We start from the raw sequence: 13,340 nt of genomic DNA, 5'->3' as shown, positions 1-13,340 counted from the left end.
GGCCACGTATAGGACGTGAAAAGAAGTTACCATAGGAACTTTGGTTTTCGTTTATTTTTTCAATGATTGCGCAGGTTTTAATTTCTTGGTCCAAGGCTAACTTCCAAAACTCCTATTGTCTTGCCTTCCCCTTGGGTTATCCGTACCAACCGGGTGTTAAGCCCTTGGGTTTTTATCGCGAATCCGTTTGTAAACTTTAATCCCCAGCATCAATAACATCCCTAAGACAATGATCCCCACCACGCCAAAAATCCAATTAAAGGCATTCTTTAAAATCACCAAAAACACCACTGAAAATAGGATCAGGGTAGCTCCTTCATTCCATAATCGCATAAAATTAGAGGTATATTTCACCTCGTTTCGCTGAAGTTGATGAAATATCTGGTGATTTTTTAGGTGATAGGCGATTAACAACACCACAAACCCCAGTTTAACGTGCATCCAAGGCTGTTGTAGCCATGCCGGAAAAATTATGAGCAACCATATGGCAAAAACCGTTGCAAGGACCGCAGAGGGCCAGGTAATGATATACCACAGGCGTTTGGCCATTAACTGCAACTGATCGGTAAGAATTTCCTTGTCTGGGGAAGGTTTCTCACTAGCTTCGATATGATAGATAAAAATACGGGGTATATAAAACAAACCCGCAAACCAGGTCACCACAAATATGAGGTGAAGCGATTTTATGTAGTTATAGTAGTCGGACATGCTTATTTAAAATTAAGCCTAAATGGGGTGTAAATATAGTAATATCCCATAAACATAGCCTTTAGCCTCGCAGTTTTATGGCTGTTTGAGAATAGAAGTTCGCACTTAGGACCGAGACCGTCACAGCCATCGTGTTAATAGAAGAAATTGAGGAACAAACAAGGTTCGACTGTAGCACGCCTTAATGTTTATCATGCCTGGAACCCATAGTTTCTAAGACGACAAATTCTTTTCCCTTGGGAACCATTGGCACCAATTGATGCGTTAGGGACCGCGGCGGCATCCCCGCAGCGAAGCAAGGGATATAGACAAGGGCCCGCCCGACGAAGGAGGGAACGCCCAAATCATTCTGATTACAGCTTTAGGTATTTTAAAATTTCGATGATCGAATCGGAATCAATCAAACATTCGATTTGTTGTAGGCGATGATCAGGGCTCTTTTGCGGCTAGCAATTTTGTTCGCACTTCTTTCCGTAGAAAATAGCCTGTGACAATGGTAGCCAAGACATCGGCAATGGGGAAAGCGATCCACACCCCTACTTCTCCCAGATAAGGCGGCAAAATTAAAATGAGCGGTATAAAAAAGAACCCTTGTCTGGTCAGGGTCAATAATAGTGCCGGCACCGCCTTTCCTATTGCTTGAAAATAGGCCGCTCCGATTAATTGAAGCGCAATGATGGGGGTTGCGGCAAAAACCATCCTCATTGCCGATGGGGTATGTTCTAATACATAGGCATTGACCGCCAATTCATGCTCCGATAAATTCGGATTTTGGCTCAAAAACAGGGAGGCAATTTCTAAGGGAAAGATCATAAGCCCCATAAAAACCACCGTTGCCAAAACTGCCGCATAGAAAATAGCGGTATTGATAGATTCTCGTACCCTTTGGTATTTTTTGGCCCCATAATTAAAGCCGGCAATGGGCAAAAAGCCTTGGGTAACACCAAAAACAGGGAACAGGGCAAACATCAACATCCTGGCTATAATGGCGTACACCGCAATGGAGGCTTCTCCGCCCAAAGTGAACAGGATATTGTTCATTAAAAGATAGATTAAACTGATCACGGCTTGTCTAGCCAAGGTAACGAATCCCAAGGATCCGATTTCCTTGAGAATGGGGATGTCTAGTCCCAGATGGGTCCTATTTAATTTGAGTTCGGAGTATTTAGAAAGGAAAAAGTAGAGCACATAGGCAAAACAAAGGACATAACCGATGGTCGTTGCCCAGGCTGCCCCTGCCATACCCCAATCGAACACATAGATAAAGAGGTAATCCATTACCAAATTCCCTACCGAGGGAATGATCATGGCAATCATGGCAAACTTTGGTTTTCCTTCTGCCCGTATCACCGTATTCCCCATCATGCACAGCGCCAGAAATGGCACCCCGAAGAGGACTATGACATAATAGATTTTTGCAGGTTCAAAAATAGCCCCTTTTCCGCCAAAAGCCGGGATAAGGCTATCGACAAAATACAGTCCTAAGGCCACCATTATGGTGGTCACCAAAAGCGTTAAGGTTATCTGATTCCCAAAAGTTTTTAAGGCCTTATTGGTGTTATTGGCCCCTAAGGCCCGCGAAATTATACTAGCCCCCCCCACTCCTATGGCCATTCCCAATGCCCCTATAAAAAAGGACACTGGCAAGACCACATTGATAGCTGCGATGGCAATGGATCCTATCCAATTGCCCACAAAAATAGAATCGACCAGCACGTTGAGCGACATCACCAAAATCCCTATCGAAGCAGGCACGGCCTGTTTAATAAGTAATTTTCCTATAGGCTCGTTGCCCAACTGTTCTGCCGATACCCTGGCCATTAGGCGGGAAGGCTTTCGTTATCGTGCCAATCTTCGATCCATTTGGCCACAACCGCTACCCAATCGTCTCTGTCGTTCAAACATGGAATATGCTTGTAGTCTCCACCACCGGCTTGCTGAAACTGCTCTTTTCCTTCCATGGCAATTTCCTCCAAAGTTTCTAAACAATCGGCAACAAAGGCCGGGGTAATCACTGCCAAACCTTTCTTGCCCTCCTTACCAAAACGTTCAAATTCGAAATCGGTAAAAGGCTTTAACCAAGGGTCATTGGGCAAACGAGACTGAAAAGAAATGCTTATCTTATCATCTGGCAAACCTAAATAGGCCTTTACCTTCTCGGTAGTATCAAAACATTGGTGTCTATAACAAGTAGTATGTGCCACCGAATTGGTCTGGCAACACTTGCCATCTATTTTACAATGGAATTTTGTTGGGTCCGATTTACGGATATGTCTTTCTGGAATACCGTGGTACGAGAACAATATATGATCGTAATCGAAATCTTTAAGCCCTTCGGCGATACTCTCCGAAAGCACTTTTATATACTCATCGTTCTTATAAAAAGCAGGAAGGGTGGTTAGCTTAATATTTGGAAAATGCGCTGCTTGCACTTGCATGGTTTTTACCACCACGGTTTCGTACGAAGACATAGCATATTGTGGGTACAAAGGCACCAGAAGCACCTCGTCTACTCCTTTATCAATAAGTTCCTGAAGGGCCTTTTTAATGGTCATGCTTCCATATCGCATCCCCAAAGCCACTGGAATTTTAGTCTGTTTTTGTACTTTCTCGGTAAATCGTTCAGAAATAACCACTAAGGGCGAGCCTTCTTCCCACCAAATTTTTTGATAGGCTTCGGCAGATTTTTTAGGTCTGGTCTGTAAAATAATTCCACGTACGATGATGTTTCGCAACCAATTGGGCACATCAATCACTCGCTCATCCATTAAAAATTCGTCCAAATATGGTTTCACATCTTTAGCAGTGGGACTATCTGGCGACCCCAAATTTACCAACAAAACTCCTTTCATTTATCAGCTTTTTATATTCTCAATTGTGACAAAAATAGCACTTGTATGGGAACTTTGATTTAAAACGGACAAATACTTTGGCAATAGGGCCATAGAGAAACACTATTCTCCACAATAAGGCTTCTCCTTTACTTTCTACCGCTATTATAAACCCTACATACAAGCCGATCTGCAGCCTTAGGATCCGTAGCCCTAGCTAGCCGTAAATCATTTAAACACTGTATATTTGACCCTAAAATAAAAAAATGTTAATTATGCGGGAAGTTTTTATTTCTAAGGTTATTTGCCGCATTTTTAATTCCTATTTTAGATCTTCTATGCGTTTTTGGTTTGGTTTTCTTTTTATTTTAATGACCTCTGGGCTCTTTGCTCAAGAGGAAAGGAGCCTGCTTTGGGAAATATCTGGCAACGGACTGGAAAAAACTTCCTATCTGTACGGCACTATGCATGTCAGCAGCAAAATAGCTTTTAGGCTCGACGATATATTCTATGAAGCCCTGGCCAATAGCGAACTTATAGCCTTGGAATCGGACCCTGGCACTTGGCTGGAGGATCGTTCCAAAATAGCCCCCCCTACCCTTGGATATGGGAACGGGTTTGTGAGCAAAGGTTTTTACACGCGGCCCTTTTCTATAAAAAACCCCAGCCGGGAACTTCTGGCTTCCTATTTGTCGTTTGATGACCGTATTGTCAATAGCATACTGTATCGCAGTAGTGACAATTCGGAAAACTTCGAGGAGGAAACCTATTTGGATATGTTTATCTATCAGGCGGGCAAAAAATATAACAAGCCTATTGTAGCCCTTGAAAACTTAGAGGAATCTTCGGCTTTGGTCAGCAGGGCCAATCTAAACGCCATGAAACCAAAACCAGACGAATGGCTGCAAAAAAAGATGCAGACCCAAGATGTCCTGTCCCTTTTACAGGATGCCTACCGAGCACGTAATTTAAACCTCATAGATTCTCTTGACCAGGCCATATATACCGACTACTATTTAAAAAACATGCTCTATATCCGAAATAAAAATATGATTCGGTTGCTAGATTCTGTGATACAAACGGCCAAGGTTTTTGCAGGCATTGGCGCGGCACATTTACCCGGTAAAAACGGCGTCCTTCAACTCCTAAGAGATAAAGGATACAGTGTAAAACCATTGGTTTCCAAGGCCAGTAACCGTGGAAAATCCCTGAAAGATTCCCTTGAGCGAAAAATATTGGAGAATGAATATTTCCCCCAGAGTACCGATGATAGTTTATTTAGCATAGCCCTTCCCAATAAACTATATCCTATTGCCGAAAACAGCAATACCACCTATATCGCTCCGGACTTGGCCAATGGCAGTTATGTATTGGTGAATCGCATTCCTACTTATTCCTTTTTAAAAAAAGACCAGACCTACTCCTTAGAGTCCATCGACAAACTTTTATACGAGAACATCCCTGGCAAGATTATAGAAAAAGTAGCCATTGACAAGGCTACTTATCCGGGATTGGACATTAAAAACCAATTGAAAAACGGCAACCATCAACGCTACCAAATCTATTTGACCCCCTTGGAAATCGTAATTTTTAAAATGAGCGGAAGAGAAGATTATGTCCTTCAGTACTCCGATACCATTTTCAATAGCATAGCGTTTAGGGATATTAAAAAACACCGAGAGGTATTATCTCCCGAGGCCAATGATTTCTCCATTGAAATGCCTTCTGTCTACAGATTCACAAATATGAAACGCAAGGGAAATCGCTACATTGAAGGTTACGATCCCGAAACTGCTTCCTACTATTTCCTAAAAAAGGCTACGCTGAACGATTTTAATTTTATCGAGTCAGATACTTTTGAACTGAAACAGATTCAGACAAGATTTTATGAAGATCTAGAATTGAATCCAACCTATCATAAACCAACAGAAAAAAACCTTCGCTCTTGGGCCAATTTTTACAAGAAAGATTCTAAAAAATTGTACTTGCAAACGAGTATCAATACCAATGAATATTTCCTTTTGGGTGTCCTCACTCAAGACAGTACCCAAGCCAACCGGTTTTTTAATTCCTTTACAACAAGAGCCGTCAATTATACCGAACAGTTTAAAACCGTACAGGATACGGCCATGTTCTTTAGCACCATAAGCCCAGTACCTCCTTCAAAATTTGTAGAAAACAGTCAGCACTATCACCATAAGCACAGCAAACCGAAACCCTACAGTGCCTTTTCTAAAAAAACCATTTATCAAAACAAGAACAACGAAGCAATTTTGGTGACGGTGAACAAATCGCACGACTTTTTAATGTTTCCGAATATTGATTCGGTTTGGGCGCTACGAAAAAAAATATACGCCCAAAACACTTTTAAAATCGAAAAAGAAACGCACCGTACCCTTAACGAGAACACCTATGAGCTTAATTTGGTGCTGACCGATACGGCTAGTTCTAGGGGTATCAAAATAAAAAACATTGTAAAGGGAGGCTTGCTATATGAGGTGAAGACTACCATAGATACCCAAAACACCCCTAGCCGGTTTATCAGGGAGTTTTACGACAACTTTACCCCTAGCGATACCCTTATAGGATGGTCGCTGTTACAAGATAAGACCGATGCTTTTTTTAAGGCGATAAGGCAAAACGATAGTATATTATACGATGGTTATCCGTTCATTAAATTCGATAAAAAAGACCAGGATTCTTTAAAATATTACATTTCGGAATTTTACTTGCCGGACAACCAAAAGTACTTAGAGCCTTTTTTAATTGAAAAGCTGGCTCAACTAGAGGGTGTTGATGCCACCGACTTTTTTGAATCCTATTATGCCAAATCGTATAGCAATTCTATTGCGCAAACAAAAATACTACAGGCTATTTCTAAAAAATCGGACGAAAAATCCCTTGCCTTGTTATTGCGTCTGATGTCTACAGACCTACCTTTGGTATCTAGCAAGCAAGAAATACACAATATCTTTCAACCCTATTTGGACAGTTTGCCTTTGGCAAAAAAACTGTTTCCCGAAATCTTGGATTACAGTGCCATTGAGGAATATAAATCGCCCATTTTTTCGCTCTTGGCCAAGCTAAAGACAAGGGGATTGATAAAACCTAAAAAGTATCAAAAGTACCGTCACCAGATTTTAAACGATGCGAAAATTCAACTGAAGCGGCAATTGGGGATGGCCTCGGAACAAGGACCCGATACCGGTCTAACGCCAAAATTACATGACAACAGCTATGAAATATTAGAAAATTATGCCGTGTTACTATATCCTTTTTTAAAGGAAACAGAAACTGCCTCCTTCTTTAACCGATTGCCTTTTATTAAGGACCCTAACATACAAAGCTCCTTTATTGCCTTGGTAGCAAAGAATGACGAAAAACTAATACACAATCCAACTGTTATACCAGATGGTCTTATCGAAAATTTGGCCAAAAACCCAAAAAACAGGTTATTGCTTTTTAACAAACTAAAAGCTATTGGAAAATTACACCTACTCCCAGAGGCCTATCGAACACAAGAAGCTATTGCCGAAGCTCTAATATTTCATCGGAACAATTTAACAGTTGGGCAGGATTATAGTACGCTGCTCCTGAAAAAAAACTTGCGCTACCCATCCAAAGAATACACAGGCTATTATTATAAAGTACGCGACAAGGACAATTACGACAATCCTATGTCTTTAAGCCTATTGGTATTTAAAAACTCCAAAGAAATAAGCGCCTCCCCCCATTATTTTAACAATGGCTTTCCTATAGAAGATATTCTTACCGAAAAACAACTCATAGAATTATCTACCGAACAGTATATTTTAAAGGACCGGCAGCGCGCCATGGTTTTGAAACCGACTCAATTTGGCACTTATGTCCATTAAGGCATATGACCCTTAAAAAACAATAAACATCTACAAATGAAACTATTGCAACGATTCTTTTTGATAGCCCTACTTCCTTATCTAGGTTTCTCCCAGGACATTATATGCTCCCTAGAAGACAAGAATGCCTTTGCCACCAAAATTGAAGCGATTCAGGAACTTAAAGAAAATGAAATCGGCGCTGTGATGGTCGCCGTAGGCAAAACCTTCCTAGCGACTCCCTACGTTGCCAAAACCTTGGAAATAGGAGAAACAGAGGCCCTGGTCATAAATTTACAGGGCTTGGATTGCACCACCTTTGTAGAAAACGTGTTGGCCTTTAGTTTGATGCATGGACAAGATAAGAAAGCTTTTAATGACTTTGTCTCACTTTTAGAAACCATTCGGTATAAAGACGGTAAGCTAGCTGGGTATGCCTCCCGGCTGCACTATTTTTCGGAATGGATTGCCGACAATGCTAACAAAGGGATCATACAAGATATGACTGCCGAAATCGGCGGCCGATCCATTAGGAAGGAAATAGATTTTATGAGTGCGCACAGGGAGTTATATCCATTTTTAAAAAATGCGGAAAATTATGATAAAATAAAGGCCTCTGAAGCCTTTTTGAATCGGAAGCCTATTTGTGTACTACCGCAAGAAAATATTGAATCCCAGGAACACCTTATCCAATCTGGAGATATCATTGCCCTGACCACTTCTATAAAGGGACTGGACATTACCCATACTGGAATTGCAACTAGGGAGGCCGATGGCAGGATCCATTTATTACATGCCTCTACAGGTTCTAAAAAGGTAGAGGTCTCTACCTTACCTTTGGCCGAATACCTTAAAAAGATTAAGCACAATACCGGAATTATGGTGGCTAGGGTGATTCTTTAAATTTCCTTTTATATGCTTAAAAAAGGAACTAGGGCACATGAACTCCTTTTGAAGTTAAACAATCACCTCTCTAAACTAAAGTTCCCTTGATTCTATTTTTTCGATTTAAGAGGGGCTTGAAAATGGTAATATGATCTTAGGGCATACAAAAGTCCGATTAGAAAAACGACATCCAAAAAAGGTTCCATGGTAAAACTATAGGCGTTAAGATATAAGCTATAGGCCAATTTTAAAACGATGACAAAAATTCCCGTCCAAATGATGAACTTGGGATATATTTTTAAAAATAGGCCCAAACCAACGTAAACGGTTCCTGTAATAAAAGTAACCAAAGCTACATAGGACAGGGACTGTCTCATGATGGCTTCCAAGGCATTTTCTAGGGAAAAAATCCTAGAATACAAAAACATAGCCGTAGCGATCAAAATATTGATCCCTGCTATAAGGAAAAAAATAAGCCGTGCCAATTTTTGTCCTTTTCTTACCTCCTTGGTATGGTTCCCTGATAAATGATCTTCAGACGATTTAGTCGTCTTTTTTTTAGGCTGCTCCATGCGGTTATATTTTTAATATACCTCCTTTTTCAACAAGGCATTATACCTGGGTTTTCTAGGGATTAGTTATTATTAGGGCGGCAAAATTTATTGCTATATCCTTACCAGCTACCACCGCCACCGCCTCCAAAGCCGCCACCAGAAGATCCTCCTCCGGACGAACTACTGCTTTTGGGCGAGCTTACCATATTAGATTGCGCATTGCTCATAGCAGAGGAGAAAGATTTTGAAAACCCATGCATGCTCCCGTGCTTCATACCGCTAGACCTATACCAAGAAGGGGGCGGAATGTGTAGGGCATCGAATTTCCTGGTCCATTTTTTAAAGAGCCCAAAGGCCAAGGCATAGCTCATGGTTTTTTCGAAATATCCTGGATCGTCCCGAATCAACATTTTTAATTTAGGTCCTTCCGCCACCTTAACAAATCGTCTAAACCCTTTTAGTTCGGAAAATACCTGATTGCCCACGGCATTCTTTTTTATCATGTATTTATTGATGAAAATAAGGACGATACAACTGATGACTATGGCTACCATTGCCAAGGGACCCCACCTAAATAGTCCAATTGCCGCTAGCCCAATACCGAGGACTACCAGACCTATATAGATGATGATCTGCACCTTTTTGGACTCGGCCACATAATAGGGCTGGGCTTTCTCCTTTAAACTTTCCTGAGCGGCGGTCATAGTAGTGTAAAAGACATTTTTTAAACTGCCCATAGTTACTTCCGCTGGAGGAATAGCAGTTGTCTTGCTCGCCTGGCCATCTTCCATAGCATTAGCCGCCCTGGCTTCTTTTATATATTCATCTTCGGCAATACTGAAGGCCTTTCCAAAAAGTCCGATAAACATTTTCTGTTCATAGGCTGGTCTACCAACAGCTAACGGCTTCAATCGTATTAGCTTGGTATCCGATTTTCCAAACAATCCCTTTTTCGGGATTTCTTCCATCCTTATATATCCGTGGGCACCCCAGTAGGGAATTAAGGAAATAAGATCAGAGACATCACTTTTATCATCGATAAGGAAACCTGCCATAGCCGGATCCATATCTTTAGGAGGATAGTAAGAGGTGGCTGAAACCACCTCATCATCCTTCCCGAATTTTAACCAAAGCCCATAAAATCCGACCACTAAAAGCCCTATAAGAAATACCCAACCGTATTGATCCCAAAACGGCCATAGCGGCTTTTCTTCTGCGATGGAAAGAAGCGGTAAATTTATCAGAACCGTTACACTTTGCCCTGGGTAAGAGATAAATCCGGCCTTACTGCTCCCCGAAAAAACGCCCGGCTCAAAATAGGTTTTAAACTCCGTACTTGGATCTTCATTTCCTCTTTCCCCACTGTATACAAAGCAGTTTTCACTACTTAAAGGGATACTTGGTGGAGTGTGGATCTTAAAATTAATTTGGCGGAAATTAGCATCCCAACCCTCGGGTTTTATATTCCAATAAAACCGGATCTGGGCGTCCTCGAACAAAAAAGCATTATGTACCCTATACCTGATTTCGTAATGCTGAGGACCAATTAGGGTTACATCCTTATCCCCTATCCTTATTTCCAAATCATCCGATAACTTCTGTACAAAATTAAAAGGGGCATCGAACTTATAATTGGGCACCTTTATGTTCCGGATCTTGATCTTTCGCACCTCCGTGATACCATCCTCCGTTATTAGGTCGTATTTGGTCTGTATCCTTCGGAAAATACCCTGTTTATCCACCTCAAAATTTACGTCGTAATTTTCGACCACATCAAAATACCCTTCTTCATGGATGGTGATCTCTACTGTATAATTATTCACCGTAAACTCTTGGGAACTCTCAAAGACTTGACTAGGGAAAATATCTGTCTCGGTCTCTTGGGAATACACCAGAAAAAGGGAAAGTAAGCTAATAAAGCATAGAAGGATTTTCTTCATTTACCAATATTTTTAGGGGTTAACAATACAGGCAGTACCCCCAAAAGGGGATAGGGCACCGAATGAGGAACAAATTACGGTGGCAAAATGTTAGGAAAAATCTACTTTTACATTCTGTCTGCTTGCCTGATCAGCTTCAAAGAAGTCAAAATGTTGGTATTTGAACATCCCGGCAAACAAAACCCCAGGAAAGCTTTCGCCATAGGTATTGTTTTCCCTGACCGTACCATTGTAATAGCGACGGCTGCGTTCCAAATTCTCCTCAATCTCATTTAGTTTACTTTGTAAATCCAAGTAATTCGCATTGGCTTTTAAATCGGGATAGGCCTCCCCCAAGGCAAAAATGCTTCGTAAACTTTGTTGTAATTGGTTTTCGGCCTTTATTTGAGAATTGATATCTCCTTTTGGCACTTGCATGGCCGCATTACGGGCATTGATAACGGCCTCGAGTGTAGATTTTTCGTGTTTTGCATACCCTTTAACGGTTTCAACAAGGTTGGGTATTAAATCGTATCGGCGTTTTAAGGCCACATCGATGTTACTCCAGCCATCATTGACAAAATTTCTGTTTTTTGCAAAACGATTAAATACACTTCCAAGGAAAATTCCGACTATCACAACAATTCCAAGAATGATTAACAAGCTAGTCATAGGGAGACGATTTTAAATTAATAGCATAAGAACACTTTACTAATTTAACGTTTTTTATCTCCTAAATACCAATAAATAAGCTGATTAATTATAATTTTCCGACCAATAGCCTTATTACATACCCAGTATACGGAGTGTACCAACCTTTGAAACAAACCATTTTCCCCCAAGAAAAACTGAAATATTTTGACCGAATTCTATTTCGTAAAAAGCCACATAATAATAGGAAAAATACCACATGTCAATTCTTCCAGAGCATTCATACGACCGGAGTACTATTCGTTCTTTAATATTTCATTGACGGCAGCCTCATAATTTTTAGCATTCCCTGCCTTTTTTATCTTTTTATAAGTTTTGTGTGGATTGGAGAAAGATTGGGAGAAGTACTCCCAAAAGCCCAACATTTTCATCCGTATAGGTGTAGGCCCTGATAAGGCTGCATCGTACTCCCTATAAATAGTCTCGTGAAATTCCGCGAATATCTTCCATCGGTCCTCAGGATAGGTCGTCGTATCATTTTTTATCATACTTGGCAGAAAAGGATCTGCTATGAGCCCCCTACCTATCATCCAATGGTCTATAGACGGAAAACGCGCTTGCATTTCGCGAAATTTCTCCACTGAAGTAATATCACCGTTATAGTAAAGCTTTTGCTCTGTATGGGCCATACAACGTTCAAAAGCATCCAGATCTACCCCTCCCTTGTACAACTGCTTGCCGGTACGGGCATGTATGGCTATATTTTTTATAGGATACTTGGCCAATATGGGAAATACATCGAGTATTTCTTCGCTGTGCTCATACCCCATGCGCATTTTCATGGACACGACCACATCGGTCTCGGAATGTGCCCGATCTAAGATATGGTCTATTTTTGCCGGATTACAGATCAGCCCAGATCCCATTCCTTGTTTGGTGACCATAGGGTACGGACATCCTAAATTCCAGTTGAGTTCCTTATACCCCAACTCCTGAATATACTTCACGACAAACAAAAATTCGTCTGCATCGTTGGTCATTACCTGTGGAATAAGGTGCAAGGAGGTATTATTCTCTGGTTGCAGATCGCGTTTGTAAGAAGATTTTATGACCAACTTTCCATTTAATCTGATATATGGAGCATAAAAGGTATCTATTCCACCAAAATAATGGTGAAAAGCATTCCGGAACCGGAAGTCTGTAAATCCCTGTAAAGGAGATGATAAAAGTGTAACCGACATATTATTTTTTGGAGGAGCAAAGATAGGTTAAAATCCTACTGCTCGGCAGCAACAAAAAATAGATAATAGCTTAAAATACCCTTACCACGAGTAAAAATAGGCCCGAGATACATTTTGAAAGTAAATTACGCCTCTCCAATCAAAGCTTTATCCTATAAGCATTGGTGTCCCTTTTTTCGAAACCTAATTTTTGATAGAGTTTATTGGCGGCAATTCTTGTGGGGCTAGAGGTGAGGTCTATTTGTGATACACCCCTATTGGCCGCAAAATCGATGGCGTGCTGGGTGAGCTGTTTGGCAATGCCCTTGCCCCTCATACTTTCATCGACCACGACATCCTCGACCCATACCTTTATTCCCGTCGGAATCCTATAAAACACCAAGGTTAAAGCTCCAATAACTTCCTTTTCCCTTGCCAAGAACAAAACAGTATTTTCCGAATGTACAATTTCGTCCAAGTCTTTTTTAGAAGGCGGCTTACAGCTTGGACAAAGTTGGGGAATGAGTTCGCCAAAGGCCGTTACTATATCTTCGGTAATTTCCGTAGCTCTAAATATTTCCATGGGTTGCGCGTAAACATTTTTGTATAAAACTACAGCTTTACCGCATATATCCCTATTCCTGACCCGAAAAACAATAAAAACGTCCCTGAAAAGGGGCGTATATTTCTCCCAGCACTAAGCCCTTACTAAAGACCA

10 protein-coding genes are annotated in these 13,340 nt (G+C 41.0%); 2 read left to right on the top strand and 8 right to left on the bottom strand.

Annotated features, from left to right (window positions below; translation table 11 throughout):
• Nucleotides 1-156 precede the first annotated feature (156 nt).
• The 3 genes from BUA16_RS00850 to hemH all read right to left on the bottom strand — a co-directional run bounded on the left by BUA16_RS00850 (nucleotide 157) and on the right by hemH (nucleotide 3,560).
• Nucleotides 157-708 (bottom strand): CopD family protein, encoded by a 552-nt coding sequence (locus BUA16_RS00850; protein ID WP_072762746.1) that lies wholly within the window; start codon nucleotides 706-708, stop codon nucleotides 157-159.
• Nucleotides 709-1,137: 429 nt separating this feature from the next.
• Nucleotides 1,138-2,529: an MATE family efflux transporter gene (locus BUA16_RS00845; protein ID WP_072762745.1), complete on the bottom strand. Its 1,392-nt coding sequence runs from the start codon at nucleotides 2,527-2,529 to the stop codon at nucleotides 1,138-1,140.
• Entirely contained in the window at nucleotides 2,529-3,560 is a 1,032-nt protein-coding gene (hemH, locus tag BUA16_RS00840) for a ferrochelatase (RefSeq protein ID WP_072762744.1), read from the bottom strand. The genes BUA16_RS00845 and hemH overlap by 1 nt, the downstream gene beginning before the upstream one ends.
• Before the next feature lie 254 nt (nucleotides 3,561-3,814).
• Between hemH and BUA16_RS00835 the strand changes: the two genes are divergently transcribed.
• Nucleotides 3,815-7,414 (top strand): TraB/GumN family protein, encoded by a 3,600-nt coding sequence (locus BUA16_RS00835; protein WP_245795492.1) that lies wholly within the window; start codon nucleotides 3,815-3,817, stop codon nucleotides 7,412-7,414.
• A 36-nt stretch (nucleotides 7,415-7,450) separates the two neighbouring features.
• Complete coding sequence (locus tag BUA16_RS00830) at nucleotides 7,451-8,296, top strand: N-acetylmuramoyl-L-alanine amidase-like domain-containing protein (protein WP_072762743.1); 846 nt, start codon at nucleotides 7,451-7,453, stop codon at nucleotides 8,294-8,296.
• Nucleotides 8,297-8,388: 92 nt separating this feature from the next.
• Here the strand turns inward: BUA16_RS00830 and BUA16_RS00825 are convergent, their stop codons facing one another.
• The 5 genes from BUA16_RS00825 to BUA16_RS00805 form a co-directional block, all read right to left on the bottom strand.
• Nucleotides 8,389-8,850, bottom strand: coding sequence for a hypothetical protein (locus tag BUA16_RS00825; RefSeq protein ID WP_072762742.1), 462 nt, complete (start codon nucleotides 8,848-8,850; stop codon nucleotides 8,389-8,391).
• A 101-nt stretch (nucleotides 8,851-8,951) separates the two neighbouring features.
• On the bottom strand, nucleotides 8,952-10,772 hold the full coding sequence (locus tag BUA16_RS00820; RefSeq protein ID WP_084668378.1) for a DUF2207 domain-containing protein: 1,821 nt from the start codon (nucleotides 10,770-10,772) through the stop codon (nucleotides 8,952-8,954).
• 90 nt (nucleotides 10,773-10,862) lie between these two features.
• Nucleotides 10,863-11,423, bottom strand: coding sequence for a LemA family protein (locus BUA16_RS00815; protein WP_072762741.1), 561 nt, complete (start codon nucleotides 11,421-11,423; stop codon nucleotides 10,863-10,865).
• A gap of 275 nt (nucleotides 11,424-11,698) precedes the next feature.
• Nucleotides 11,699-12,643 carry a tRNA dihydrouridine synthase gene (locus BUA16_RS00810; protein WP_072762740.1) on the bottom strand — a complete coding sequence of 315 codons (945 nt, stop codon included), beginning with the start codon at nucleotides 12,641-12,643 and terminating at the stop codon, nucleotides 11,699-11,701.
• 139 nt (nucleotides 12,644-12,782) lie between these two features.
• Nucleotides 12,783-13,205 carry a GNAT family N-acetyltransferase gene (locus BUA16_RS00805; RefSeq protein ID WP_072762739.1) on the bottom strand — a complete coding sequence of 141 codons (423 nt, stop codon included), beginning with the start codon at nucleotides 13,203-13,205 and terminating at the stop codon, nucleotides 12,783-12,785.
• Between the last annotated feature and the right edge of the window lie 135 nt (nucleotides 13,206-13,340).

Source organism: Arenibacter nanhaiticus (assembly GCF_900141935.1).
GTDB classification, from domain to species: domain Bacteria; phylum Bacteroidota; class Bacteroidia; order Flavobacteriales; family Flavobacteriaceae; genus Arenibacter; species Arenibacter nanhaiticus.
The sequence above is the reverse complement of the archived record's forward strand: the minus strand, read 5'-3'. Positions and strand labels throughout refer to the sequence as shown.

Bases quoted from the DNA above. Each gene is read 5' to 3' on its own strand.
- BUA16_RS00850 (WP_072762746.1), bottom strand. From the start codon at position 708: ATGTCCGACTACTATAACTACATAAAATCGCTTCACCTCATATTTGTG.
- BUA16_RS00845 (WP_072762745.1), bottom strand. From the start codon at position 2,529: ATGGCCAGGGTATCGGCAGAACAGTTGGGCAACGAGCCTATAGGAAAA.
- hemH (WP_072762744.1), bottom strand. From the start codon at position 3,560: ATGAAAGGAGTTTTGTTGGTAAATTTGGGGTCGCCAGATAGTCCCACT.
- BUA16_RS00835 (WP_245795492.1), top strand. From the start codon at position 3,815: ATGCGGGAAGTTTTTATTTCTAAGGTTATTTGCCGCATTTTTAATTCC.
- BUA16_RS00830 (WP_072762743.1), top strand. From the start codon at position 7,451: ATGAAACTATTGCAACGATTCTTTTTGATAGCCCTACTTCCTTATCTA.
- BUA16_RS00825 (WP_072762742.1), bottom strand. From the start codon at position 8,850: ATGGAGCAGCCTAAAAAAAAGACGACTAAATCGTCTGAAGATCATTTA.
- BUA16_RS00820 (WP_084668378.1), bottom strand. From the start codon at position 10,772: ATGAAGAAAATCCTTCTATGCTTTATTAGCTTACTTTCCCTTTTTCTG.
- BUA16_RS00815 (WP_072762741.1), bottom strand. From the start codon at position 11,423: ATGACTAGCTTGTTAATCATTCTTGGAATTGTTGTGATAGTCGGAATT.
- BUA16_RS00810 (WP_072762740.1), bottom strand. From the start codon at position 12,643: ATGTCGGTTACACTTTTATCATCTCCTTTACAGGGATTTACAGACTTC.
- BUA16_RS00805 (WP_072762739.1), bottom strand. From the start codon at position 13,205: ATGGAAATATTTAGAGCTACGGAAATTACCGAAGATATAGTAACGGCC.